This window comes from Isoptericola sp. NPDC019693 (assembly GCF_044389085.1).
Lineage (GTDB): Bacteria > Actinomycetota > Actinomycetes > Actinomycetales > Cellulomonadaceae > Isoptericola.
On sequence record NZ_JBIRXP010000004.1, the window covers coordinates 75,961 to 102,200 of the forward strand.

19 protein-coding genes are annotated in these 26,240 nt (G+C 75.0%); 11 read left to right on the forward strand and 8 right to left on the reverse strand.

Translation table 11 applies throughout. The features are described from left to right. Positions 1-17: 17 nt before the first annotated feature. Positions 18-1,667, reverse strand: coding sequence for an ABC transporter substrate-binding protein (locus ACH436_RS12905; RefSeq protein ID WP_430560594.1), 1,650 nt, complete (start codon positions 1,665-1,667; stop codon positions 18-20). Positions 1,668-1,873: 206 nt separating this feature from the next. Between ACH436_RS12905 and ACH436_RS12910 the strand changes: the two genes are divergently transcribed. After that, positions 1,874-4,561 carry a flippase-like domain-containing protein gene (locus ACH436_RS12910; RefSeq protein ID WP_430560595.1) on the forward strand — a complete coding sequence of 896 codons (2,688 nt, stop codon included), beginning with the start codon at positions 1,874-1,876 and terminating at the stop codon, positions 4,559-4,561. 91 nt (positions 4,562-4,652) lie between these two features. Here the strand turns inward: ACH436_RS12910 and ACH436_RS12915 are convergent, their stop codons facing one another. The 3 genes from ACH436_RS12915 to ACH436_RS12925 all read right to left on the reverse strand — a co-directional run bounded on the left by ACH436_RS12915 (position 4,653) and on the right by ACH436_RS12925 (position 6,631). Next, positions 4,653-5,378, reverse strand: coding sequence for a TetR/AcrR family transcriptional regulator (locus ACH436_RS12915; protein ID WP_430561019.1), 726 nt, complete (start codon positions 5,376-5,378; stop codon positions 4,653-4,655). 7 nt (positions 5,379-5,385) lie between these two features. After that, positions 5,386-5,667, reverse strand: coding sequence for an HU family DNA-binding protein (locus ACH436_RS12920; protein WP_429730220.1), 282 nt, complete (start codon positions 5,665-5,667; stop codon positions 5,386-5,388). Positions 5,668-5,896: 229 nt separating this feature from the next. Further along, positions 5,897-6,631, reverse strand: a complete 735-nt coding sequence (locus ACH436_RS12925) for a copper resistance protein CopC (RefSeq protein ID WP_430560596.1) — start codon at positions 6,629-6,631, stop codon at positions 5,897-5,899. A gap of 111 nt (positions 6,632-6,742) precedes the next feature. Between ACH436_RS12925 and ACH436_RS12930 the strand changes: the two genes are divergently transcribed. Beyond that, the gene (locus ACH436_RS12930; RefSeq protein WP_430560597.1) at positions 6,743-8,791 is read left to right on the forward strand and encodes an NAD(+) synthase; all 2,049 of its coding nucleotides are present in this window, start codon (positions 6,743-6,745) and stop codon (positions 8,789-8,791) included. A gap of 37 nt (positions 8,792-8,828) precedes the next feature. Here ACH436_RS12930 and ACH436_RS12935 read toward each other — a convergent pair whose 3' ends face one another. Beyond that, positions 8,829-9,416 (reverse strand): histidine phosphatase family protein, encoded by a 588-nt coding sequence (locus ACH436_RS12935; protein WP_430560598.1) that lies wholly within the window; start codon positions 9,414-9,416, stop codon positions 8,829-8,831. Between the two features lie 137 nt (positions 9,417-9,553). On the opposite strand from ACH436_RS12935, the gene ACH436_RS12940 reads away from it, so the two are divergent. Then, positions 9,554-10,807, forward strand: coding sequence for an amidohydrolase (locus ACH436_RS12940; RefSeq protein WP_430560599.1), 1,254 nt, complete (start codon positions 9,554-9,556; stop codon positions 10,805-10,807). Between the two features lie 115 nt (positions 10,808-10,922). Here ACH436_RS12940 and ACH436_RS12945 read toward each other — a convergent pair whose 3' ends face one another. Continuing rightward, positions 10,923-12,959 (reverse strand): penicillin-binding transpeptidase domain-containing protein, encoded by a 2,037-nt coding sequence (locus ACH436_RS12945; RefSeq protein ID WP_430560600.1) that lies wholly within the window; start codon positions 12,957-12,959, stop codon positions 10,923-10,925. A gap of 38 nt (positions 12,960-12,997) precedes the next feature. Here ACH436_RS12945 and ACH436_RS12950 point away from each other — a divergent pair, with 38 nt between their 5' ends. Continuing rightward, positions 12,998-13,762: a D-alanyl-D-alanine carboxypeptidase family protein gene (locus tag ACH436_RS12950; RefSeq protein ID WP_430560601.1), complete on the forward strand. Its 765-nt coding sequence runs from the start codon at positions 12,998-13,000 to the stop codon at positions 13,760-13,762. Positions 13,763-13,843: 81 nt separating this feature from the next. Here the strand turns inward: ACH436_RS12950 and ACH436_RS12955 are convergent, their stop codons facing one another. Beyond that, positions 13,844-15,052 carry a MalY/PatB family protein gene (locus tag ACH436_RS12955; protein ID WP_430560602.1) on the reverse strand — a complete coding sequence of 403 codons (1,209 nt, stop codon included), beginning with the start codon at positions 15,050-15,052 and terminating at the stop codon, positions 13,844-13,846. An 85-nt stretch (positions 15,053-15,137) separates the two neighbouring features. Next, positions 15,138-15,842 (reverse strand): hypothetical protein, encoded by a 705-nt coding sequence (locus ACH436_RS12960; RefSeq protein WP_430560603.1) that lies wholly within the window; start codon positions 15,840-15,842, stop codon positions 15,138-15,140. A gap of 292 nt (positions 15,843-16,134) precedes the next feature. Between ACH436_RS12960 and ACH436_RS12965 the strand changes: the two genes are divergently transcribed. From ACH436_RS12965 to ACH436_RS12995, 7 genes are all read left to right on the forward strand, one after another. After that, positions 16,135-16,455, forward strand: coding sequence for a hypothetical protein (locus ACH436_RS12965; protein WP_430560604.1), 321 nt, complete (start codon positions 16,135-16,137; stop codon positions 16,453-16,455). Positions 16,456-16,591: 136 nt separating this feature from the next. Continuing rightward, positions 16,592-19,549 (forward strand): AAA family ATPase, encoded by a 2,958-nt coding sequence (locus ACH436_RS12970; protein WP_430560605.1) that lies wholly within the window; start codon positions 16,592-16,594, stop codon positions 19,547-19,549. 24 nt (positions 19,550-19,573) lie between these two features. Continuing rightward, entirely contained in the window at positions 19,574-21,973 is a 2,400-nt protein-coding gene (locus tag ACH436_RS12975) for a SpoIIE family protein phosphatase (RefSeq protein ID WP_430560606.1), read from the forward strand. Between the two features lie 65 nt (positions 21,974-22,038). Beyond that, entirely contained in the window at positions 22,039-23,121 is a 1,083-nt protein-coding gene (locus ACH436_RS12980) for a sigma-70 family RNA polymerase sigma factor (protein ID WP_430560607.1), read from the forward strand. A gap of 48 nt (positions 23,122-23,169) precedes the next feature. Next, positions 23,170-24,477, forward strand: a complete 1,308-nt coding sequence (locus ACH436_RS12985) for an AI-2E family transporter (protein ID WP_430560608.1) — start codon at positions 23,170-23,172, stop codon at positions 24,475-24,477. A gap of 2 nt (positions 24,478-24,479) precedes the next feature. Beyond that, entirely contained in the window at positions 24,480-25,691 is a 1,212-nt protein-coding gene (locus ACH436_RS12990; protein WP_430560609.1) for a cation:proton antiporter, read from the forward strand. A gap of 68 nt (positions 25,692-25,759) precedes the next feature. After that, complete coding sequence (locus tag ACH436_RS12995; RefSeq protein WP_430560610.1) at positions 25,760-26,218, forward strand: universal stress protein; 459 nt, start codon at positions 25,760-25,762, stop codon at positions 26,216-26,218. Positions 26,219-26,240 lie beyond the last annotated feature (22 nt).

The window sequence follows — 26,240 nt, forward strand, 5'->3', positions numbered from 1 at the left end:
GAGCTCGGTTCCGTCTCTCAGCCCTTGGCCAGCGCGGCGTAGCGGAACTTGAACGACGCGTCGAGCGTGTCCTCCGTGCCCGTGACGTCGGCGCCCGTGACCGCGACCTGCGCACCCTGCAGGTACGGGACGGTCGACAGGTCCTTGGCCTCGGCCTCCTGGATCTGGCCCAGCAGCTCGGTGCGCTTCGCCTCGTCGGCCGTGACGGCCTGCTCGAGGATCATGTCCTCCACGTCCTGGTTCACGTAGTGGTTGCCCAGGAAGTTCTCCTTGAGGAAGAACGGCGTGAGGTAGTTGTCCGCGTCCGAGTAGTCCGGGAACCAGCCGAGCTGGTACGCCGGGTAGACGTCGGCCGTGCGGTCCTTGGAGTACTGCACCCACTCGGTGGTCTGCAGGTTGACCGTGAACAGGCCGCTCTCCTCGAGCTGGTCCTTGATGAGCGCGTACTCGTCGCCCGACGACGGGCCGTAGTGGTCGTTCGAGTACTGCAGGTTGAGCTCGACCGGCGTGGTGACGCCGGCGTCCTCGAGGGTCTTCTTCGCCTTGTCGGCGTCGGGCCCGCCCTGGCCGTCGCCGTACAGCTCCTTGAGCGGCTCCGTGGCGCCGGTCAGGCCGTCGGGCACGAAGGAGTACAGCGGCGTGTAGGTGCCCTTGTAGACCTGGTCGGCCAGCGCCTGCCGGTCGATGAGGTCGGCCACCGCCTGGCGCACCGCGGTCGCCTTCTTCGGGTCGGCGTCCGCCTGCTTCTCGCCGTAGGGCTGCGTGTTGAAGTTGAACGTGATGTAGCGGATCTCGCCGCCGGGGCCGTCCACGACCTTGACCGCGTCGTCGCCGCGCAGGTCCTCGATGTCGGTGGGCGACAGCGAGCGGAACGCGACGTCCACCGAGCCGTCCTGCACCTCGAGCTTGAGGTTGGAGGCGTCCGTGAAGTACTTGGCGGCGACCTTCGGCGTCTTGGCCGCGCCCAGGACGCCCTGGTAGCCCTCGTACGCCTCGTAGCTGATGAGCTCGTTGGCCTTGTAGCTCGTGATCGAGTACTGGCCGGCGAACGCCTTGCCGTCGACGATCTCCTGGTCCGGCGTGACGGCGTCGGCCGAGAAGACGTCCTCGTCGACGATCGGGCCCACGGGCGACGACAGGATCTGCGGGAAGATCTGGTCGTTCTCGCTCTTCAGCGTGAAGACGACGGTCGTGTCGTCCGGCGTCTCGACCGAGGCGAGGTTGTACAGCAGCGACGACGGGCCGTTCTCGTCCGCGATCGCGAGCTGGCGGTCGAAGGTGAACTTCACGTCGGAGGACGTGAGGTCGTTGCCGTTGGCCCACTTGAGGCCCGGCTTGAGCTTCACCGTGTACTCCGTGGGCGACGTGAACTCCGCCGACTCGGCGATGTCCGGCTCCACGTCCGGGCTGCCGTACGGGGTGTTCAGCAGGAACGGGTAGATCTGGTTCATCACCGCGAACGACCCGTTGTCGTACGACCCGGCCGGGTCGAGCGACGTGATCTTGTCCGTGGTCCCGATGACCATCGACTCGGCGCTGCCTCCGCCGTCGCCGTCCCCGCTGCCGCTGCCGCCGGAGCCGCCGCCGCACGCGGTCAGCACCAGCGCCAGCGCTGCCGTCCCTGCGGCGCCTGCGAGCAGCCGTCGCGAGCCTCTGATGGCACTCATGGTCATGGTCCCCTTCGTCCAGGCCGGCCGCGGCGGGTGGCCGCGGACTCGTCACGATGCGGACGTTCTAGCACGCCGTCGTGTCGCCCTCGTCACGGGTGTGGGTCACAGCCGGACGCGGTTACGCATCGTGGTCCGGGAACCTACCACCGCTCTCCACCTCGTGTCACAGGCCGTGAGGCCCGGTTCCACCTAGACTTTCCGGCATGTCCGGAGCGAGCACCGCGGGTCCCGCCGGGGATCCGTCGCACCGGGACCCGGCGTCGGAGGCCGCGCCACCCACCGGTCCGTTGCAGGCCCTGCTGGGCGGCGACGCGTCCGAGCACGGCACCACGGCCGACCTCGTGCGCGTCGTGGACACCCCCGAGGCCCGCGTGCGGCACCCGTCCGACATGCTCGGCATGGTGGTGAGCGCGCTGGGCGTGGCCCTCGTGCTGGTGCTGTCGGTGGTCGCGCACGCCACCACCGAGGGCGTCACCCAGGACGTGCGGACGTTCAGCTCCCTGCTGGCGCGCATCCTGTTCGTCCCCGTCCAGGTGCTCGAGGGGCTCATCACCCTGTTCGTGCCCGCCGCGGTGCTCGTCGAGCTGGGCTGGCGCCGGCTGGGCCGTCAGGTCGTGGAGTCCATCTGCGCGGCCGCCCTCGGCCTGGTGCTCGGCGTGACCGCGTCGCTGACCATCTCGCGGTTCGGCAGCGACGAGCTGGTGCGCGGGCTGTCGGTGTTCCGCGACGGGGTGTGGCAGCTCACCATCCCGGAGTACGTCGCGGCGATCGCCGGCCTGCTCACCACCGCCGGCCCGCGCACCCGCCGGCGCTCGGTGCGCTGGTCGTGGAACGTGCTGTACCTGGCGCTGTTCATCGTGCTCATCACCGGGCAGGTGTCGCTCCCGGGCGTGCTCGTCGCGCTCCTGCTGGGACGCCTCGCAGGGCAGGCCGTGCAGTACGTGTCCGGCGTGCGCAGCGAGCGCGCGTACGGCGCCGACCTCGTGGCGGCGGTGCGCCGGGCCGGCTTCCAGGCGACGGCGCTGGTCCGCGTGCGCGACGTCTCGGCCGTCGTCGACGACGAGGTGGACGCCGACCGCGCGCCCGCGGTGCCGGAGGACCCGGTGGCGTCGTACGACGCCGACGGCGACGTCGTCCACGCGCCCACCGACGACGAGGTGACCCTGCCGCCGGACCCCACGACCGCCGACGCGGCCGCCGTGGCCCTCACCCGTTCCGGCGACAACCGGGTGTACGCGCTGTTCACGGGCGACGGCGAGCCCCGCCGCGACGTCGTCGTGCTCGACGGCGACCGCCAGGTGCTCACGACGGTGCAGCGGCTGTGGCGGGCGCTGCGGCTGCGCGGCCTGGAGGGCCGGGCGGCGATCTCGCTGCGCGCCGCGGCCGAGCGCACCGCGCTCCTCGCGTACGCCGCCCAGGCGGCGGGGGTGCGCACGCCGCGGCTGGAGGGCATCGGCGTGGCGGACGACTCGGTCGTGCTGGTGCAGGAGCACGCGCGCGGCGCCGTCTCGCTGCGCGACCTCGAGCCCGACGACCTCGACGGCGCCCGCGGCGACGCGGTGCTCGCCCAGGCGTGGGAGCAGCTGCGGCGGGCGCACGACGCCGGGCTGACGCACCACGCGCTGACGCCCGACGTCGTCCTGGTGCACCGCGACCTGGCCGGCGCGCCGCACGTGTGGCTCACCGGGTGGGAGCAGGGCGAGATCGCGTCGGGCACGCTGTCGCGGCGCCTGGACCTCACGCAGATGCTCGCCCTCCTGGCCCTCCGGGTCGGCGCGCGGCGCGCCCTCGCCTCCGCGGTGCGGGCCCTGCCCGACGAGGACATCGCCGCCATCGGGCCGCTCCTGCAGTCCATCGCGCTGCCCAGCCCGACGCGCGAGGAGGTGCGGCGCACGAAGGGCCTCCTGGACGAGCTGCGCGAGGCGCTCGTGGAGCGGCTGCCGCAGGCCGACGTCCAGCCGCAGAACATCACCCGGTTCGGCGCGCGCACGGTCGTCACGCTGGCGCTGACGATCGTCGCCGTCACCGTGGTCGTCACGACCCTGAACTTCGAGGAGATCGCCTCCGCGATCTCCGAGGCCAACCCGTGGTGGGTCGCGGCGTCCTTCCTGCTCGGGGCGATCACCTGGTTCGGGGCGGCGCTGACGTTCAGCGCCTTCTCCCCGGAGCGGCTGCCCCTGTGGCGCGCCACGCTCACCCAGATGGCCGGCTCGTTCGTCGCGCTCGCCGCGCCGGCCGGGATCGGGCCGGCGGCCCTCAACCTGCGCATGCTCACGCGCCGCGGCGTGTCCACGCCGATGGCGGTCGCGACCGTCGCCCTGGTGCAGCTGTCGCAGTTCGTCGTCACGGTGCTGCTGCTCGTCGTGCTGTCGGTGCTCACCGGCTCCGGCGGCCTCATCGACCTGCCGTCGACGACGGTGCTGCTGGCGATCGCCGGCGTCGCCGTCGCGGTCGTCGCCACGCTCCTGGTGCCGACCGTGCGCCGGTGGGCGTGGGAGAAGGCGCGACCGACGCTGGAGCAGGTGTGGCCGCGGCTGTCGCAGATGCTGGGCCAGCCCACGCGCCTGGCGCTGGGCCTCGGCGGCAACGTCATCATGACGCTGGGCTACGTGCTGGCGTTCGACTTCGCCCTGGCCGCGTTCGGGCAGTCGCTCAACCTCATCGACGTCGCCGTCATCTACCTGGTCGGCAACTCCGTCGGCGCGATGGTGCCCACCCCGGGCGGCCTGGGCGGCGTCGAGGGCGCGCTCATCGCCGGGCTCACCACCGCCGGCATCCCCGCGTCCCTGGCCGTCACCGTGACGATGCTCTACCGCGTCGTGACGTACTGGGCCCGCGTGCCGATCGGCTGGGTGGCGATGAAGCGCCTCGAGAAGACCGGGGACCTCTGAACGACCTCAGCGACCGCCGCTCCCCCGCGCGGTTGAGACAGGTGTCTCATACCTGAGCCCGTGAACCGCAGCAGGGGGGACGCCCCCGCGGTCAGGCGGTGAGCATCCCCGTGGCGGAGCGCACCAGCTGGTCGGTGAGCACGTCGAGCGGCGGGGTGTCGAGGACGCCGCGCTCGTCGTCGGCCTCCCACGCCGCGACGGCGGCCACCACCGCGCGCGAGACCATCGCGACCCGCAGGCCCGCCAGCGGCTCGACGCCGTCGCACGCCACGGCGCGCATCATGTCCTGGAGGTCGAGCGTCGTGGCCACCGGCACGTCGACGCCCTCGTAGCGCTTCACGTCGCGCCGCACCCAGTCCATGAAGACCAGCGGTCGGTCCTGCAGCACGGCCTGCGTGTAGCGGGCCCAGGAGCTGGGTCGCATCCCCTCGACGGCCGACACGAACGGCACCACGTACGCCCGCACCAGCGCCTCCGGGTCCCGCTCGCGCCCCTCGGCCACCAGCTCGGCGACCAGGCGCGCGCGATGGGCGTTGATCGGCGTGCTGCGCCAGTGGTACAGCGCGTCGAGCATCGTCTGCCGGGAGCCGAAGTGGTACGTGACCGCCGAGTTGTTCCGGTGGCCCGCCTCCCGGACGATCGCCCGCGAGCTCGCGCCCTGGAATCCGTACCGCGCCACGAGCCGCTCCGTGGCGGCGAGCAGGACCAGCTGCGACGGGTTCGGGTCGAGAACGTTCCGCGAACGCCGGAGGCCCGCCGCTCGCAGGGTGCGAGCGGCGGGCCTCCGGAGCGCTGACCCGACCGGTGGCCGGGTCAGCGAAGGATCACTTGGCGACGGCCTTCTTCAGCAGCGAGCCGGCGCTGATCTTCACACCGAAGCCGGCCGGGATCTGGATCTCCTCGCCCGTGCGCGGGTTGCGACCGGTACGGGCCGCGCGCTCGACGCGCTCGACCGAGAGCAGACCCGTGACCTTGACCGCCTCGCCCTTGGCGAGCGACTCCTCGAGCACCTCCTGGAAGGCACCGAGGAACTTCTCCGCGTCCGCCTTGCTGAGCTCAGCCTTGCCGGCGATGGCCGAGACCAGCTCGGACTTGTTCAGCGACATGTGCATCCCTTCTCCGGTTCACGACGCACGCGACCCGCGCGTCGTCACGTTCGTGCGCCACCCCGGCGCACGCCGGGTGGACGGGGAACACACTAGGGAACATCCGCGGATTCCTGCGACTTTTCCGCGCGTGGCGTGCCGGACACCTCGGATCGGGAACCTTTCCGGCACGGGATCTGTCCCGGTATCTGCCGCCATGGCGGGACAGATCGCCGGGCGAGGCCCGCGCTCAGGAGGCCGGGCGGCCGCCGTTTCCGGGCCCTTCGCCCGGTCCGTGAGGTTCGCGCGGCTCGTCCGGTCGCTCCGTGCCGGCGTCGTCGTCGAGCGCCGCGCGACGGCGACGCTGGAGCAGGACGGCGGCCGCGACCCCCACCACCGCCAGCACCGCCACCGGGAACAGCCACGCGGTCGCCCACCCGGCCTCCCCGTCGGCGTCCAGGTCCACGCCGGGCGTGCCCCCGCCCTCGTGCACGTGCCCCGCGGACGCCGTCGGCGTCGTGCTGGGGCTCGGGGGCGTGCTCGCCGTCGCGACGGAGGGCGACGCGCTCGGGGAGGCCGACGGGCTGGGCGAGGGCGACGCCGCGGCGACCGTGAACGCCAGCTCGCCCTCGATGGGGTGACCGTCGGAGGAGACGACGCGCCACGCGACGTCCCAGTCCCCGGCGGGCAGGTCGTCCGGCAGCGGGGCCACCACCTCGTCGCCGTCGACGGTGACCTCGGTCGGGACGGTGCCGTCCGCCGTCGTGACCGCCACCTGCGCTCCCGCCGCCAGCACGTCGGCGCTGAACCGCAGGGTGAGCTCCGTGGGAGCCCGGTCCACGGTGGCGCCGTCGGCGGGGTCGGACGACAGGAGCCGGTCGTGCGCGCTGGCAGGCTGCGCGACCGCGACGCCCAGCACCGGGGTCAGAGCAGCGGCGAGCAGGACGACGACGGCGCGACGGCGACGCGCGAGGTTCAGGTGCACGGCCCGACCCTAGCGACCCACCCGCCCGAGCTGTCAGGGCCAGCGCTGGGTTGATGCGCCCCTGGTCCTGACAAGTCTCGCGGGGGCGGGCGGCGTTCCTACACTCGGGGGGTGGACTTCACCTCGGCCTACGCCCACGGCTTCGCCCGCGTGGCGGCCTGCACCGTCCCCGTCACCGTCGCCGACCCCCGCGCGAACGCCGCCGCGGTCCTGGCCGAGGCGCGCGCGTGCCACGACGACGGCGTCGCGGTCGCCGTCTTCCCCGAGCTGTGCGTCTCGGGGTACGCCATCGACGACCTGCACCTCGCGGACACGCTGCTGGAGGCGACGTCGGACGCGCTCGCGACGATCGTCGAGGCGAGCGCCGACCTGCGCCCGCTGCTCGTGGTGGGCGCGCCGCTGGAGGTCGGCAACCGGCTGCTGAACTGCGCCGTCGTCGTGCAGGGCGGCCGGGTGCTCGGCGTCGCGCCCAAGTCGTACCTGCCGAACTACCGCGAGTTCTACGAGAAGCGCTGGTTCGCCCCCGGCGACGACCGCCGCGGCGCCACGGTGACGCTCCCCTTCGCCGAGGAGCCCGTGCCGTTCGGGCCGGACCTGCTGTTCGCGGCCGACGACGTCGCGGGCCTCGTCGTGCACGTCGAGGTGTGCGAGGACCTGTGGGTCCCCGTGCCGCCGTCGGCGGAGGCCGCCCTGGCCGGCGCGACCGTGCTGCTCAACCTGTCCGCGAGCCCCATCACCGTCGCCCGGGCGGAGGACCGGCGGCTCATGGTGCGCTCGGCGTCGCACCGCGGCCTGGCCGCGTACGCCTACGCGGCCGCGCAGGGCGAGTCGAGCACCGACCTGTCGTGGGACGGCCAGACGATGGTCTACGAGGTGGGCGACCTGCTCGCCGAGACCGAGCGCTTCCCCGACGGCGCGCGGCGGTCGGTGGCCGACGTCGACCTCGACCGGCTGCGCCAGGAGCGGCTGCGGATGGGGTCGTTCGACGACAACCGGCGCGCGCTCGGCGCCCGCGTCGAGGGGTTCCGCACCGTGCTGTGGACGGTCGACCCGCCGGCCGGCGACGTCGGCCTGCGCCGCAAGGTGGACCGCTTCCCCTTCGTGCCCGACGACCCGCAGCGCCTGGCCCAAGACTGCTACGAGGCGTACTCGATCCAGGTGGCCGGGCTGGAGCAGCGGCTGCGGTCGATCGGGCAGCCGAAGATCGTCATCGGGGTGTCCGGCGGCCTGGACTCGACGCACGCGCTGATCGTCGCGGCCCGCGCCATGGACCGCCTCGGCCGGCCGCGCACCGACATCCACGCGATCACGATGCCGGGCTTCGCGACGTCGTCGGAGACGAAGGACCGCGCCACGCGGCTCGCGACGTCGCTCGGCGTGCACTTCGAGGAGCTCGACATCCGGCCCGCCGCCGAGCAGATGCTCCGCGACCTGGGCCACCCGTTCGGCGCCGGCGAGAAGGTCTACGACGTCACGTTCGAGAACGTGCAGGCCGGCCTGCGCACCGACTACCTGTTCCGGCTCGCCAACCACCGCGGCGGCATCGTGCTCGGCACCGGCGACCTGTCCGAGCTGGCGCTGGGCTGGTGCACGTACGGCGTGGGCGACCAGATGTCGCACTACGCGGTGAACACGGGCGTGCCGAAGACGCTCATCCAGCACCTCATCCGGTGGGTGGCCGACTCGGGCCAGTTCGAGGCGGACACGAACGCCCTGCTCCTCGAGATCCTGGGCCAGGAGATCTCCCCCGAGCTCGTCCCGGCCGGCGAGGGCGAGGCGCCGCAGTCCACCGAGGCGGCCATCGGCCCGTACGCGCTGCAGGACTTCACCCTGTTCTGGACGCTGCGGCACGGGCTGCGGCCGTCCAAGATCGCGTTCCTCGCCTGGCACGCCTGGCGCGACCCCGACGCCGGCGAGTGGCCGCCGAACTTCCCGCACGACGAGCGGTCCGCCTACGACCTCGCGACCATCCGGAAGTGGGAGACGGTGTTCTTCCGGCGGTACTTCTCGTCCCAGTTCAAGCGCTCCGCCATCCCCAACGGGCCCAAGGTCTCCGCCGGTGGCTCGCTCTCGCCGCGCGGGGACTGGCGGATGCCGTCCGACGCGTCCGCCGCCGCCTGGCTCGCCGAGCTGGAGGAGAACGTGCCGACGACGGTGTGAGCCGCCACCGACCCCCGCCGGGCGCGCCGGGCGGCCGTCAGGGGCGCTCGGCCGGGCCGAACCCGGTCCAGCGCAGGTCGGGCGGCAGGTGACCCATATCGTTGTAGACGATCAGGGACGAGGAGCGGTCGTCGCGGTACTCGATGGTCGTGAGGGCGGCGTTGCCGTAGGGCAGCCCGAGCCAGCTCGTGGGCGGCGCACGGAGGGCGTCGCGCACCAGCCACGCGACCTGGAAGGCGTGGGTGACCAGCACCTCGTGGGTCTCGACGTCGACGGCGCGGGCGAACCGGGTGGTGAGCGCGGCCGCGAGCCGCGAGCCCTCGGCGGCCTCTGCGGCGTCGTACCCGTCGAAGAACCCCGCCCAGGCGCGCGGCATCGGGTCGGGCAGGTACGGCACGTGGTCGATCAGCTCGACCGCCTCCCGGACCGGGACGCCCGGGAGCTGCGCCCCGAGCACCTGCGCGGACCGGACCGCGCGCGGCAGCGGCGAGTGCCAGACGGCGTCGATCGGCAGCGCGGCGAGCCGGCGTCCGGCCAGCTCCACCTGTCGTTCCCCCTCGGCGGTCAGCTCGCCGAACGGGTCCGCCGCGCCGTGGCGCAGCACGTGGAGGTGGCGGGTCGGCATCCGCCGACGCTATCGCGGCATCCGCGTCCCCCGGCAGAACGCCCGGCAGCCGGCGCGGCCCCTGCCCCCCGGCGCGCCGGCTCTGCCCTGTCCGGTCGCGAGGCGACCATGCGCGACGACCGTGCAGGATGAGGTGCATGACCGCACCGATCCGCACCGCCCGCTCGTCCGTCGCGATCACGAACGGCTACGTCGTCCCGGTGGACGGGCCGCCGATCGAGCACGGCACGGTCCTGATCACGGACGGTGTCATCGAGGCCGTCGGCGCGGACGTCGCGGTGCCGGACGGCGTGCGCACCCTCGACGCGGGCGGCCGGTGGGTGCTGCCCGGCTTCGTGGAGTCGCACGGGCACGTGGGGGTGCACGAGGAGGCCGAGGGCTGGGCCGGCGACGACACCAACGAGAAGACGGGGCCCGACGGCGCGCACCTGCGCGCGCTCGACGCGATCAACGTGGAGGACGAGGGCTTCCGGGACGCCCTCGCGGGCGGGGTGACGTCCGTCGTGGTGAAGCCGGGCTCCGCCAACCCGATCGGCGGCCAGACCGTCGCGATCAAGACGTGGGGCGGGCGGACCGTCGACGAGCAGGTGATCAGCGACGCGGTCTCGGTGAAGTCCGCGCTCGGCGAGAACCCCAAGCGTGTGTACGGCGAGCAGAAGAAGCAGCCGTCCACGCGCCTCGGCGTGGCCGCCGTCATCCGGCAGGCGTTCCTCGACGCGCAGCACTACGCGGCGCAGCGCGACGCCGCCGAGGCCAAGGGCGAGCCCTTCCGGCGGGAGCTGGGCAAGGAGACGCTCGCGCGGGTGCTCGCCGGCGAGCTGGCCTGGGACCAGCACACCCACCGCGCCGACGACATCGCGACCGCGCTGCGCCTCGCCGACGAGTTCGGCTACCGGCTCGTCGTCAACCACGGCACGGACGGCGCCGCGATCGCCGACGTCCTCGCCGAGCTGGACGTGCCGGTGATCTACGGCCCCCTGCTCACGTCGCGCTCCAAGGTGGAGCTGCGCGACCGCGACATCGCGAACCTCGCCCGCCTCGCCGAGGCCGGCGTGCGCATCGCCATCACGACCGACCACCCCGTGGTGCCGATCAACTTTCTCGTGCACCAGGCGTCGTTCGCGGTGAAGGAGGGCCTGGACCCGCAGGTCGCGCTCGAGGCGCTCACCGTGAACCCGGCGTCGTTCCTCGGCCTCGACGACCGCGTCGGCGCGCTGACGCCCGGGCTCGACGGCGACGTCGTCGTCTGGTCCGGCGACCCGCTCGACGTCGGGTCGCGCGCCGAGCACGTGTTCGTCACCGGCACCGAGGTGTACACCTGGGACGGCGCCGCCGACGGTGGCCGCGGCGCCGGCCGGGTCCACGAGCGCGGGCAGCGCCTCGGCCGCTGACCGCACCGTCGGCGCGGCACTTTCCGTTCAGCGCGGCAGTTCGAACTGCCGCACTGAGCAGAGACTGCCGCGCCGAGCGACCACGCCCCGCCGCACCAGCACGGCGCCTGGCCGGTCACAGCCCGTCGAGGAAGTCCTCCATGAGCGGGCCGGCGGTGTCCGACCCGCGGTGGCCGTCCTCGACGAAGACCGCCACCGCGAGGTCGTCGACGATCGCGAGCATCCACACGTGCTGCTGCGACCCGTCGCCGTACTGGGCGGTGCCCGTCTTGGCGCCGACGATGCCCGGCACGTCCTGCAGCATGTCCGCGCTGCCCTCGGTGACGACACCGTGCATCAGGTCGCGCACCACCGCGGCCTCGTCCTCGCCCACCCCCGGCGTCGAGGGCTCCTGGGGCGCCTTCTCCTCGGCCGAGGCCTCCGCCGACGGCGACGCGGAGGCGTCCGCCTCGTCGCCCGCCTCGTCTCGCACGAGGACGGGCTGCACCCGGTGGCCCGCGGCGACGCTCGCGGCGACCGTCGCCATCCCGAGCGGCGACGCCTGCACCTTGCCCTGCCCGATCATCGACGCCGCGTGCTCCGTGCCGCCGGCCTTGGCGGGAACCGCGCCGAGGAAGGCGGGCACGCCCAGCACCGGCGAGGCCACCTCGTCGTCCACGAGCCCCAGGTCGGAGGCCGCGGTCGCCAGGTCCGCCTGCGCCACCTTGTCGCGCTGCGCGATCATCGCCGTGTTGCACGAGTGGGCGAACGCCGTGCGCAGCGGCACGTCGCCGGTGGCCGACTCCGGGTAGCCGGGCACGTTGCCGAACGTGCGGCCGTCCACCGTGATGGTGTCGGTGCAGGCGACCTCCGAGTCCGGGGTGAGGCCGGCGCGCTGCATCGCCAGCGCGTCCACCACCTTGAACGTCGAGCCCGGCGGGTACTGGCCGAGCGTCGCGGTGGACCAGCCCTCGCTGCCCGGCCCGCTCGCGGCCGCGAGCACCGCGCCGTCGGACGGCCGGATCGCGACGATCGCGCTGGCCGGGTCGACGTCGTCGAGCACGTTCTCCGCGTGCTTCTGCAGGTGCTGGTCGAGGGTGGTGGCCACGGGCGTGCCGTCCACGGCGTCCACGCGGTACAGCTCGCGGGCCTCGTCGTCGTCCTCCCGGGGCTCGCCGTCGAGGCCGACGGCGCCGTCCCCGGACGGCACCACGCGCACCAGCACGCCCGGGGCACCGGTGAGCTGGTCGTCGTAGGCACGCTCCACGCCGGACAGCCCCACGACGTCGCCCGCCTGCACGGCGCCGTCCGACTCCTCGACGATCTCCTTGGTCGCCTCGCCGACGCGGCCCAGGATCGGCGCGGCGAACGTGCTCGTGGGCCCCAGCTCGAGGGTGTCCTCGACCGCCTGGACGCCGATGATCTCCCGGGCCTCGTCCACCGTGAAGTCCACGCCCGGGTTCTCCTGGCGGATCGTGATCGCCTCGACGAACGCCTTGTCGCCGGCGGCCTCGACCCGGGCGAAGAACTCGTTCGGCTCGAGGCCCACCAGCTGGGCGAGGTCGCGCGCCGCGGACTCCTGCCCGAGCCCCTCCACCGCCGTCTTGTCGACCCCGATGCGCCAGACGCCCCGCTCGGTGACCATCGGCTTGCCGTCGCCGTCCAGCAGGTCGCCGCGGTCCGCGTCGAGGGTCCTGACCTGCAGCCGCTCGCCCGGCTCCAGGTCGGGCACGAGCACGTCCGGCCGCCACACCGCCCGCCAGGTGCCCTCGCCGTCGCCACTCTCCGGCGGCGTGTAGGCGAGGTCGACGTCGGTGCTGTACTGCCACGTGACGTCCCGCCCCACGGGCCACGACCAGTCCAGGGTGGCCACCGCCGTCGTCGCGCCGTCCTTCGTGACGGGCTTGCCGACGTCGGCCACCGTCACGCTGCGCTCCCGCTCGCCCGACGCGTCGACCAGGGGCTCGAGCACCTCGGACAGCTGCGTCTGCACGTCCACGGAGCCCTGCGCCTGGAGCGACACGTCGCTCACGTCGCCGGCCCGGAGCGCCGTCGCGAGCGCCTCGGCGGCGGGCTCCGCGGGCGGCACGTCGGAGCCGGTGCAGGCCACCAGGGGCACGCCGACGACGGGGGTCAGGAGAGCGGCGAGGGCGAGGCGGTGTCGGCGGCGCACCTTGGCGAGATTATCGGCTTCCTGGCAACCTGGTCAGCATGTCCCCCCGTGTCGTGGTCACGGTCGTGCATAGATTTCGTGGCCCCGTCGTGACGGGCGCCCTGGCGGGCGCCCTGATGGTCGCGGGGACGGCCGTCCCGGCCTCGGCCGCGAGCTCCACGCTCCCCGACCCGCGGCCGGGCGGCGACTCGGTCCTGGCCCGCACGTGGGCGCCGTCGTCCGACCCCGCGGACCCGACGGTGCTGGTGAACAAGGCCCACCCCCTCGCCCCGCGCGACTGGGCTTCGGACGGCCTCGTGCGTCCCGACGTCCCCGCCCTCGGCGCGCACGACCTGCTGCGACCCGACGCCGCCCGGGCTCTGGAACGGCTGGCCACCGCCGCCCAGAAGGCCACGGGCCACGAGCTCGTCCTCGTCTCCGGCTACCGCTCGGCGGAGTACCAGGCCCGCCTGTACGGGCGGTACGTCGACGAGCACGGCCGGCGCGCCGCCGACACCTTCTCCGCCCGCCCGGGCCACTCCGAGCACCAGACCGGTCTCGCCGCCGACGTCGCCGAGGCGGGCGCCCCGTACACCGAGTTCGGCAGCACCGACACCGGGCGCTGGGTGGCCGCCCAGGCGTGGCGGCACGGGTTCGTCGTGCGGTACCCGGAGGGCGGGCAGGCCGTGACCGGCTACGCCCCCGAGCCCTGGCACCTGAGGTACGTCGGCACGGAGCTGTCGGTCCCGATGCACCTCACCGGCACCGCCACCCTGGAGGAAGCCTTCGGCGTCGGGCCCGCCCCGGACTACCTCGCGAAGTAGTCCCCACCCCGCCGAGGTAGTCCAGCCCGCGCCGAGGTAGTCCCGGCCCCGCCGAGGTAGTCGCGGCCGCGCCGAGGTAGTTCAGACCGTGCCGAGGGCCCGCGCCAGTCGCTGCACGGCCTCGGTGAGCACGGCCGACGACGTCGCGAGGTTGAGCCGCAGCCACCCCGCGCCACCGGCGCCGAAGCGCACGCCGTCCTCGAGGGCGAGGCGGCCGTGCTCCAGGACGAAGGCGGCTGCCTCGGCGGCGGGGACGCCGCCGGGCAGGGCGGCGCGCAGGTCCAGCCAGGCGAGATAGGTGGCGTCGGCGGGCTGCAGCCGCACGGCGGGCGCGTGCTCGTCCAGCAGGCGCGCGAGCAGCGCACGGTTCGCGTGCACCCCGTCGAGCAGCGCGTCGAGCCACGACCCTCCGTCGCGGTACGCGGCGGCGTGCGCCAGCACCGCGAGGTGGTTGACGGCGTGGCCCGCCTCCTCGGGGATGCGGCGCAGGTCGTCCGCCGCGCCCGGCCCTGCGAGCGCGACCGCGGCCCGCAGCCCCGCGAGCTGGAACGCCTTGGACGCGGAGTGCACGACGACCGCCCGCTCCGAGCCGGCGACCGACAGCAGCGGCACGAACGCGGGCGCACCCTCGGCCACGCGCTCGAACGTGAACGGGGCGTGGATCTCGTCGGCCACCACGCGCACGTCGTACCGGTCCGCGAGCGCCAGCACCGCCTCGAGCTCGGCACGGGTGTGCACGGTGCCGGTCGGGTTGTGCGGATTGCAGAGCAGCAGGACGGCGCGGCGGCCGGACCCCGGCCCCGTACCGTGCGCGGCGGCGCCGGTGGCGCGCGCGAAAGCCTCCTCGAGGGAGCCGAGGTCGAGCCGCAGGTCGGCCCCCAGGGGCGCCTCCAGGACCTGCCGTCCCTCGTTGCCGGGGAAGCCGTAGAACGGCGGGTACACGGGCGGCGTGACGACGACGGCGTCGCCGGGCGCGGTGAGGACGCGCAGCGTCTCGACGATCGCGACCATGACGTCCGGCATCGTGCGGCTGGACCCGACGTCCGGCGTCCACCCCCAGCGCTCCCGCGCGAAGGGGACGAGCCCCTCGGCATAGGTGGCGCCCAGGTCGTAGCCCGTGTCCCCGAGGGCGAGGGCGCGCTGCACGGCGTCGACGACCACGGGCGCGACGGGCGTGTCCATCTCGGCGACGAACAGCGGCAGCACGTCGGGCGGGTACGCGCGCCACTTCACGGACGTGCGACGGCGCAGGTCGTCGAGGGTGAGCTGCTCCAGCGGGTTGTCGGTCACGGCTCCGGTCTACCAGAGACGCCCGCGCAGGACGCCACGGCCACCCGAACTACCTCGGCACGACCGGAACTCCCTCGGCATGGGGTCAGGCGGACGGGACCGTCTTCACCACGGGGGCCCACTGCTCCTCGACGAGCGCCGGGCGGTCCTCGTCGGTGTGGCCGGCCCAGCGACGGGCGTCGTCGATGGTGGCTGCGAGCAGGGTGCGCAGCCGCGCGTCGGTGTCGGGCACGAAGGCCTCGCTGATGCCCTGCACCGCCGTCGACACGACGGACGGCGCGGCGTCGCGGACGAACCGCTTGGGCCGCACGCGCGTGCCCTCGCAGAACCGGTACGCCCACTCGGCCGTCTTCGGGGACGCGGCCAGGGCGTCGGCGCTGGCCGGGTCGAGCGTGCCCTCGGGACGACCGTCCAGGGCGTCGAGCATCCGCTCCGCGCCGATGATCGCCACCGCCAGCGTCTGCTGCCGGTCGGCGGGCGCGACGGGCAGGGCCGTCTGCGCGGCGCGCAGCGCGATGCGCACGTCCCACCGCGGGTCGCTGCTCGTCAGCCCGATGACGGACGGGATGAGCGGCGCGAGCTGCGGCCGGTTCCCGTCGGAGGTCAGGTCGTTCACCGCGCGCGCCAGCATCGCGAGCAGCGGGTGCGTGCACTGCGGATGGTCGCTCCAGCGTTCACCGGCCAGGAACGACGCCAGCTCCATGAAGCACGCGCCCTTCTTGGGGTTGCGGTGCTTGCCACGCCCGAGCATCGGCAGCGCGTCGAACGCGCCTGCAACAGATCCAGCCACGAGTCCACCCCCGTATCGGTCCGGTCCCCTCAGTGTGCGACCGCTGTGACCCAGGTCGCAACGGCTGGCGCGGGCGAAGCCTCGACCGCACCGCGCCGGGCCGGTCCCGGAGGTACCTCAGACGGGCGGACGCCCTGGTCGTGGCGCGTCTGAGGTACCCCCGGCCCCGAAGACAGGTCGGTTGCCCGATCCGGGGCCGGGGGCCTCAGGACGAGCGTGGTCACCACGAGATCGAGCAGCCGGCGGTGGCCGGCACGAGGGCCGGGACCCCGGCCGGTGAGGGGACGAGGACATGAACGAGTCGACGTCGCGGGACCTGGCTGTCCTGGCCGAGCTGGAGTACCGCCGCGAGCGCCTGGCGGAGTCGTACCGGCGGGGTGCCCCCGCCTGGGCGGTGGCCCTGGGCCGCGGGGTCCGCGACCTGGCCCGCCGGGCGCGGTCCCGGGCCGCGGACCGCGAGGCCGTGCAGCGCCTCGGCGCGACGCTCGACGCCGTGGCGGCGCGGACCGACGCCCGTGCGTGGGAGCTCCAGGTGACCCGCCGCGCCCGCCAGATCTCCCAGGGGCTGGAGGCGCTGCGGCCGGAGGACGGCGCCGGCCGCCGGGCCGCGTGACGTGCCCCGCGTGGCGGCGGTGCCCGGAACGCGCACCGGGACCGGCGCGGGGACGGTCACGGGAACGGGCTCCGCGACCGGGGGCACCCCCGGAAATCCTGCGGCGGGTGTGGGTGCAGGGTGGGACGATCACCTGGTGCGACGTTCCAGCGAGGTGCCCCTGATCGCCCGCCAGGAGGAGGTCACCGCCTTCCGCGCCGCCCTGGAGCGCGCCGCGGAGGGCGAGCCCGGCGTCCTGCTGCTCGGCGGCGACGCCGGGGTGGGCAAGACGCGGCTGGTGACGCACCTCGCGGACGCCGCCCGGGACGCCGGGGCGCGCGTCGTCGTCGCGCACTGCGTGGACCTGGGCGACGTCGGCATCCCCTACCTGCCCTTCACGGAGGCCCTGACGGAGCTGCGGGGCGTCCCGGCGGTGGCCGGGGTGGTGGCCGAGCGCCCCGCCCTCGCCCGCCTGCTCGACCCCGCCGGGGGCGCCGAGCACGGCGCCGACCACGCGGAGCGGCTCCAGCTCCTCGACGGCGTCGCGGGCAGCCTCGCCGCCGCGGGGCGTGCCGGCTCGCCGCTCGTGCTGGTCCTGGAGGACGTGCACTGGGCGGACGAGTCCACGCGCGACGTGCTGCGGTTCGTCGTCGCCCGGCTGCGGTCGGAGCACCTGCTGCTCGTCGCCACGTACCGCAGCGACGACCTGCACCGCCGCCACCCCCTGCGCCCCGTCCTGGCGGAGCTGTACCGGCAGCGCCCGGTGGAGCACGTCGAGCTCTCCCCGTTCACCCCGGACGAGCTGCGCGAGTTCACCACCGCCACCCGCGGCGAGCCCCTCGACGAGGCGGAGTTCGACGCCGTGCGCAGCAGGTCGGACGGCAACGCGTTCTTCGCCGAGGAGCTGCTCGACGCGGGCCAGTCCTCCGCGGGCCTGCCGTGGTCGCTGGCCGACGTGCTGCACGCGCGGCTGCAACGCCTCGACCCGGCCGTGCAGCAGCTCGTGCGGCTCGCGGCCGTCGCCGGGCGCCAGGTGGACGAGGCGCTGCTGCGCGCCACCGCGCCCCGCCTGCCCGGGCTGGAGGCCCCCGGTGCCGCCGACGCGGCGCTGCGCGAGGCCGTGGCGCAGCAGGTGCTCGGCGTCGAGGGGCAGCAGGTCGCGTTCCGCCACGCGCTCGTCGCGGAGGCGCTCGTCCTCGACCTGCTGCCGGGCGAGCGCACCAGGATGCACCGCGCCTACCTCGACGCCCTGACGGCCGACCCCGCCCTCGGGAAGGCGGCCAAGCGCGCCCACCACGCCCTGGAGGGCCACGACCTGCCCGCCGCGCTCGTCGCGTCGCGGGACGCCGCCCGCAGCGCGGCGACGATGCTCGCCCCCGCCGAGGAGCTGCGGCACCTGGAGCAGGTGTTGTCCCTGTGGGAGTCGGTGCCCGACGCCGCGGAGCTGCTCGGCACCGACCGCGTCGACGTCGCGCTCGACACGGCGGCGGCCGCCAGCTCCGCGGGGCAGGCGTCGCGCGCGGAGCAGCTCGCCCGGCGCGCCGTCGAGGGGCTGGACGACGACCCGGAGCGCCAGGCCCGCCTGCGCCACGTGCTGGTGCGGTACGTCCTGGACCTGGAGGACCTGGACGACGCCCTGGCGCAGTCCACCCGCGCGCTCGACGTGCTGCTGCCCGGCGCGACCGGCGCCGGCGGGCCGGCCGCCGGCGCCCAGGTGCCCGACGACGCCGCGACCTCCGAGCTGGCGTGGACGCTCGCCGTGCACGCCCGCGTGCTGCTCAACAACGACCGGGACGACGAGGCCGGCGCGTTCGCGCGGCAGGCCGTGGACGTCGCGCGCCGGGCCGACGCCCCCGACGCCGAGGCCGACGCCCTGACGACCCTCGCCATGCTGGAGGTCGGCACGCCGGACGCCGCCGCCGACCTGCTCGACCTCGCCCGGCAGCGCGCCGTCGCCGCGGGCGACCTGCGCACCGAGATGCGCTGCTGGTACAACCTGGCCGCCACCCACTTCTACGCGGGCCGCCTCGACCTGTCCGCCCGGGTGCTCGACGCCGGCATGGAGCGCGCACGGTCGACCGGCGTCACCTGGGGCGCGTACGGCCTGGAGATGGTCGACCTCGCGCAGATCCGCGCGTACATCACGGGCGACCTCGCCCCGTGGCCCCTGCCCGAGGGCGCCCCGGCCAGCGTCGTGCCGTACCTCTCCGCGGGCGGGCTGTACGCGCGGGTCGCGCGCGAGGGCGGGGACGCGATCGGCGCGGCGCAGGACATGCGCGCGCACTGGGGGAACGACGGCCAGATCGCGCTCATCGCCGGAGGCACCCAGGCCGACGCCCTGACCTGGGCCGGCCGGTACGACGAGGCGGTCGCGACGGCGGAAGAGGTCGCCACCCACCTGGGCACCACCTGGTCCGAGTTCTTCCTCGGCCGCATCTGGCTGTCCGCGCTCGCCCTGGCGGCGCTCGCGGAGGACGCGGAGAGCGGCTCGCACGCCGCCGACGCCGCCCAGGACCTGATCGACCGCGGCGACGCCCTCCTCGCCGTCGCGCGGGAGACCGCACGCCGCGGGCGGCCCCGCGGCGGGCGCCTCGGCCCGGAAGGACGCGCCTGGCTGAAGCGCGCGGAGGCGGAGCACTCCCGGCTGCGGGCCGCGCTGACCGGCTCGCCGGCCGAGCCGGAGCTCTGGGAGGCGACGGTGCGCGAGTTCGACTTCGGGTACCGGTACGAGGTGGCCCGGACGCGGTTCCGCTGGGCGCAGGCGCTGCGCGCCGCCGGCGACGTGCCGGCGGCCGAGGTGGAGGCGGCCGAGGCGCTCGGCGAGGCCGTCGACATGGGGGCCGCACCCCTCGCGGACGCGATCCACGCGTGGGGCCGGCGCGCCCGCGTGCCCCTTCCCGGCGCCCGCCGCACGTCGTCCCTCCTCACCGAGCGCGAGGAGGAGGTGCTGGTCCTCGTCGCGCAGGGGCTCAGCAACCGGCAGATCGGCGAGCGGCTGTACATCTCGACGAAGACGGTCAGCGTGCACGTGTCCAACCTGCTCGCGAAGCTCGGCGTGTCCGGGCGGGCGGAGGCGGTCGCCGTCGCGCACCGGCGCGGGCTGATCCGCGTCTGACGCATCAAGGTCCATACTGGGCGCGTGCCGGAAGCCCAGGCTGTCGGCTCCCTGTCCGGCCCGTCGCCCGGTCCGGTGCCCGGTCCCGCGTCCGAGCGCGTGCCCGGGCCGCCGCCCGGGCCGGACCCCGGTGAGCCCGTCGCAGACGAGGTGTTCGACCGCATCGCGCGGCTCGTGCACCGGCAGCTCGGCGTGCCCGCGGCCGCCGTCGTCATGCTGACCGACGAGGGCGACGTCAAGACCCTGCCCGGTGCCGTCGGCTTCCCCGACCACGCGCAGCGCAGCCGCCGCCTCGAGCTCCCCCGGCCGCTGACGGCGATGGTCGCGCGCACCCGCACCCCCCTGGTCGTGGGTGACGCCGACGCCGACGCGCGCGTGGCGGGGCGGCACACGATCGGCGACCTGGTGCTCGCCGCGTACGCGGGCTACCCGATCGAGGACGCGCGGGGTCACGTCGTGGGCGCGCTGTGGGCCGTGTCGTCCGTGCCGCGCACCTGGACCGAGACGGACCTCGCGACCCTCGCGGACCTGTCCGCCGCGGCGTCGGGCGAGCTGCGGCTGCGCGCGGAGCGGGAGCGGGCGCGGCTGGCCGAGCAGGTCGCATTCCGTGCGCACCGGCGCTCGCGGTTCCTGCTGGGGCTGTCGGAGCGGTTCGCGCGGGTCACCACCCTGGACGAGGTCGAGGACGCCATCGCGCACGTCATCGGCACCGGCACGGGCGCCCGCTGGGTGTCGCTGGCGCTCGTGGACGCCGACCGGCGGCACCTGTCGTTCTTCACCGTCGGGCACCACCACCCCGGCGAGGCGGCGCTGCGCAGCACCCGTCTGGACGCGCTGCGGCCCGACACGCACGTCGTGCGCAGCCGCGCGCCCCTGCGGTTCCGCGACCACGCGGAGATGGTCGCCACCTACCCGGAGATGGGCCCCGTGGGGTCCGTGTCGGCAGGCGCCCGGTCGTTCCTGCCGGTCATGTCCAACGGCATGGTCGTGGGCGTCATCGCCTGCGTGTGGGACCAGGCGCGCGAGCACGACGCCGACACGGCGGCGCTCGAGTCCACGATCAGCCGCTACGTGGCGCTCGCCCTCGAGCGGGTGGCCCTGCTGGAGGCGCGGCGGCGCGTCGCGACCACGCTGCAGGAGTCGATGCTCACCGCGCCGCCCACGGTGGCGCACCTCGACATCGCGACCACCTACTCCCCCGCGGCGCGCACCGACCAGGTGGGCGGCGACTGGTACGACGCGGTGGTGCGCGACGACGGCACCGCGATCGTCATGATCGGGGACGTCGCGGGCCACGACGTGCACGCCGCGGCGCAGATGGGCCAGCTGCGCTCCATGCTGCGCGCGCTGGCCTGGAGCCACGACGAGTCGCCGGCCGGCCTGCTGACCCGCCTCGACAGGGCGAACGCCCGCCTGGGCCCGCGGGCGATGGCGACCGCCGTCGTCGCGCGCCTGGACCGCGACCCGGCGCCGTGCCCGCAGGACGTGCCGAAGGGCGCCCCGGCGGCCGCGCCGCCCGAGCGCGCCTACACGCTCACGTGGTCGGTGGCCGGGCACCCGCCGCCGATGGTGCTGCGCCGCGACGGCCGGGTCGAACGGCTCTCGGAGACCCCCGACCTGCTGCTGGGCGTGGTGCCCACGACGCCGCGCGTGGACCGCACCGCCCGCCTCCTGCCCGGCGACACGCTCGTGCTGTACACGGACGGGCTGGTCGAGCGCCGCGGCGTGCCGAGCGACGAGCGGCTCTCGGACCTGGAGGCCGTGCTGCGCTCCGCGCACGGGGAGGCCACGTCCGCCGTCCCCCGCGCGCTGGTCCGCGGTCTCGTGGGCGACGCGCAGCGCGACGACGTCGCCGTGCTGGCGCTGCGCGTGCGCGTGCCCGCGCCGTCCGGCCCGCCGTCGTCGGCCGGCCCCGCGAAGGCGGAGCGGAGGGTGGCCGACGACGACCTGAGCGACCTCGGCCCGGCCCGCCGGTGGGTGGACGACGTGCTCGAGTCGTGCGACGTGTCGGACGAGCAGCGGCGCACCGCGATGCTGCTGACCAGCGAGGTGCTCACCAACGCGCTGGAGCACGGCGAGGGACCCATCACGGCGACCGTCGAGGTGGACGGCCGCCGCCTGCGCGTGGGCGTGCGGGACGGCAGCACGGCGGAGCCGGAGCTGCAGTCCCCCCGGCCCCAGGACCTGTCGGGCCGGGGCGTCCTCTTCCTGGACCGCCTCGCCTCCCGGTGGGGCGTCCGGCTGCACGACGGCTCCGACGCCGTCGGGCGCCACTCCGGCGTCGTGGAGGGCAAGACCGTCTGGTTCGAGATCGACCGCGAGGCCCGTCCGCTCACCGGCACGGTGTCGCGCGTGCGGCCCCCGACGCCCGCCACGGGCGCCGTCCCCCTGGTCGAGCGCGTGCTGCGCGACGACCGCCGCTGAGACGGCGCCGTCGCCCCGGGCGACACCCCTCCCGGGTGTCGGCGGTACGTCGTACGGTGTGAGACGTGACACACACCGCCCAGCGCTCCGCCGCACCGCCCCGACCCCGGGCGACGGCGGCCGGCGCCTCCCCCGCGACCACGGCCACGTCCGACGGCGACGGCGAGGACGTCGGCGCGCTGCTGGAGCCGTACCGCCGCGAGCTCACGGGCTACTGCTACCGCATGCTCGGCGGCGCGTTCGAGGCCGACGACGCGGTGCAGGAGACGCTGCTGCGCGCCTGGCGCTCCTACGACCGGTTCGAGGGCCGGTCGTCGCTGCGGTCGTGGCTGTACCGCATCGCGACGAACGTGTGCTTCGACCACCTCGGGTCGTCCAAGCGGCGCGAGCGCCCGATGGGGCTGGGCGGCCCGCAGCCCGCGGAGGAGCAGTACTTCGGCGACGTGCTGGCCGAGGACCGGTGGCTCGAGCCCGTCCCCGACGACGCGGTGCTGCCGCTCGAGGGCGACCCGGCCGACGTTGCCGTGGGCCGCGAGTCGATCCGCCTGGCGTTCGTGGCCGCGCTGCAGCACCTGCCGGCCCGGCAGCGCGCCGTGCTGGTGCTGCGCGAGGTGCTGCGCTGGTCCGCCGCCGAGGTCGCCGCCCTCCTCGACACGACCGTCGCGTCCGTGAACAGCGCGCTCCAGCGCGCCCGCGCCACCCTCGGCAGCAAGGGCCTGCGGCGCGCGGGCGACGACGGCGCCGACGCCCCGGAGCCGCAGTGGGACGCGATCGACGAGGACCTCCTCGAGCGGTACCTGGACGCCTTCGAGCGCTACGACATGGACGCCCTGGTGGCGCTGCTGCACGAGGACGCCGTGCTGAACATGCCGCCGTACACGATGTGGGTGCACGGGCGCTCCGAGGTGATCCGCTGGATGACCGGGCCCGGCGCCGGCTGCGAGGGGTCGCGCTGCGTGCCCGTGCAGGCCAACGGGTCCATGGCGTACGGGCAGTACCGGCGTGACCCGACCGGCGGCTGGTCGCCGTGGGGGCTGGCCGTGCTGGAGGACGACGGCAGCGGCCGGATCACCGGGATCACCACCTTCCTCGACACCGCCACCTGGTTCCCGCGGTTCGGCCTCGCCGACCGGCTGCCCGCCCTCTGACCTGCGCCTCGGCGCGCCCCCGCGGCGCTGCTGGGCTACGTTTCCCGCATGACCACGGACGCCCCGGACCCCGAGGGCGTGCCCCGCACCGGGACGCCCGCGCCCGCGCTCGACGGTCCTGCCGACGACGTCGACGACTCCCGCCGCCCGGTCCAGCACGACAGCAAGAACCCGCCACGGTGGCTGCCGCGGGCGCTCGTCATGGTCGTGGTGGCCGTCTTCGTGGCCACGTTCCTGTCCTACGCGTTCGGGCAGCTCGGCGGGCTGGCCGTCAACGTGCTCATCTCCTTCTTCGTCGCGCTCGCGCTCGAACCGGTCGTCGTGTGGCTGGTGCGCCACGGGTGGCGCCGCGGCGCGGCCGCGGGCGTCTCGCTCGGCGGGGCGATCGTCGTCGTCCTCGGGGTGTTCGCCCTGTTCGGCAACCTCTTCGTGCAGCAGCTGGTCCAGCTGGTCGCCTCGCTGCCCGAGCTCTACACGTCCATCCAGGAGGGCATCGAGGCGCGCTGGGGCGTCACCGTGCCCGACTCCGACGACCTCGTCGCGCAGGCCCTCGACCAGTGGGGGCAGGACGTCGCCACCGGGGCGATCAGCGTGGGCGCGTCGATCGTGGGGGTCCTGTTCGCGATCACGACGATCCTGCTCATCACGTACTACCTCATGGCGGCGGGCCCGAAGTTCCGCGCGGCGATCTGCGCGTGGCTGCGGCCCGACCGGCAGCAGGAGGTGCTGACGCTCTGGGAGATCACGCAGGTGAAGGTCTCCGACTTCATCAGCTCCCGCGTCGTCCTCGCCGCGCTGTCGAGCGTGTTCACGTTCGCGTTCCTGCTGATCGTGGGCACCCCGTACGCGCTGCCGCTGGCGGTGTTCACCGGTGTCGTCTCGCAGTTCGTGCCCACCATCGGCACGTACATCGGCGGGGCGCTGCCGGTGGCCGTCGCGCTGGCGGCGCAGGGCCTGCCGCAGGCGATCGCCGTCCTGGTCTTCATCGTCGCCTACCAGCAGGTGGAGAACCTGATCTTCTCCCCGCGGGTCAGCGCCCGGGCCCTGGAGATGAACCCGGCCGTGTCGTTCGTCGGCGTCCTCGCCTTCGGCGCGGTCTTCGGCGCGCTCGGCGCCTTCCTGGCCCTGCCGATCCTCGCGACCGTGCAGGCCCTCGGGAACACCTACCTGCAGCGGCACGAGCTCGTCGAGTCGCAGCTGCTGCACGACCCGGAGGCCGCGGCCGGCCGGTCCGCCGGCGACCGCCCCGCCGGGGGTATCGGACCGTGGTCGTCACGACGACGCCGCAACCTCGAGGCCGGCGAGCGCGCCGCCCGGGAGGCGGAGGCCAGGCGCCGCGACGGCGCGGAGGAGTGAGCATGGATCTCGTCGGTGGTATCGCGCTCGTCGTCGCCCTGGGCGTGGCCGGGCAGGTCGCGGCCCGCTCGCTGCGCGTGCCGTCCATCCTGCTGCTGCTCGTGCTCGGCCTCCTCGTCGGGCCCGTCCTCGGCTGGCTCGACCCCGACGAGCTGTTCGGCAACGCGCTCTTCCCGCTGGTGTCGATGGCCGTCGGCCTGCTCCTCTTCGAGGAGTCGCTCAAGCTGGACTTCGGGCGTCTGCGCGGCGGCGCGCGCCGCCCCGTGCTCGGCCTCGTGACCACCGGCGCCCTCGTCACCGGGCTCGGCGCCACGGCCATCACCTACCTGTTCCTCGACCTGACGTGGGGGCGTGCCGCCGTCATCGGCGCCATCCTCATCGTGTCCGGGCCGACCGTCGTGGGGCCGCTGCTCGCGATCATCCGGCCCCGCCAGCCCGTGGAGTCGGTGCTCGCCTTCGAGGGCATCTTCATCGACCCCATCGGCGCCACCGTGGCGCTCGCGGTGGCGAACGTGGTGCTGCACGCCGAGCCCGTCAGCCTGCTCAAGACCGGCGGCTGGGGCCTGCTCGTCGGTGTCGTGGCCGCGGCCCTCCTCGTGCTGCTCATCCGGTTCGGGCGGGTGCCGAAGGAGACCGAGGTGGTGCTCGCCTTCGCGTTCGCCCTCGGGGCCTATGCGCTCGCCGAGGGCCTGCACGACGAGGCGGGGCTGTTCGCCACGACCGCGCTCGGCGCCGTCCTGGCGAACCAACGGGTGGCGCGCACCGAGCCCCTGCACGAGTTCGGCACGCACATCGGCCTGCTCCTCATCGGCGTGCTGTTCATCGTGCTGTCGGCCCGCGTCGACCTGGTGGCGCTGGCCCGGTACGCCCTGCCCACGCTCGCGATCGTCGCCGTGCTGGTGGTGGTGCTCCGGCCCGTGGTCGCGGTCGTCTCGACCTGGCGGACGGGACTGCGCTGGTCGGACCGCGCGATGATCGCCTGGATGGCGCCTCGCGGCATCGTGGCCGCGTCCACGGCGTCGGTCTTCGCGCTCCGGTTCGACGAGGCCGGGGAGCCGTTCCCCGAGCTGGTCCCGGTGATCTTCGGCGTCGTGCTGCTCACCGCGATCGTCTACGGGTTCTCCGGCACCCCCGTGGCACAGCTGCTGGGCGTGCGTTCCGACGACCAGGTGCGGCTGGACGACGACGGCGTGCCCCTCACGGACCGGGCCTGACCGCGCCCGACCACACCTGACCACGCCTGACCGCGCCCGAGCGAGCACGCCCCGCCTAGCATGGCGGCATGGCGGGTCCGGTCCTGGTAGGTGTGCCGCACGACCACCGCCCCGACGTGCCCCGGCGGGCGGCGGACCTGGCAGCCCGGCTCGGCACGGACCTGGTGTGCGTCGTGGTCGACGAGGGCGCCGTGCGCGCGGGGTCGGGGGGCGTCGTGCCGGTCGACCCGGACGCGGGCGGCGACCCGCGCCCCGAGGACGAGGCCGGCGCCCGTGCCGCCGTCGCCGGCGCGCTGCGCGACAGCCCGGTGGCCTGGCGGCTGGAGCGCACCGCCGGCGACCCTGCCGCGGAGCTCGCCCGCCTGGCCGACGTGCACGACGCCGTCCTGATCGTCGTGGGCGCCCGGCGCGCGGGCGTGCGCGGGTGGGCCACGCACCTCGTCGGCGGCACCGTCGCGGGCCACCTGATCCACGACCAGCCGCGGCCGGTCGTGGTGCTGCCCGACGTGCCCGCGGGCGCCGCGTGACGGCGGGCGGCCCGCCCGCGCG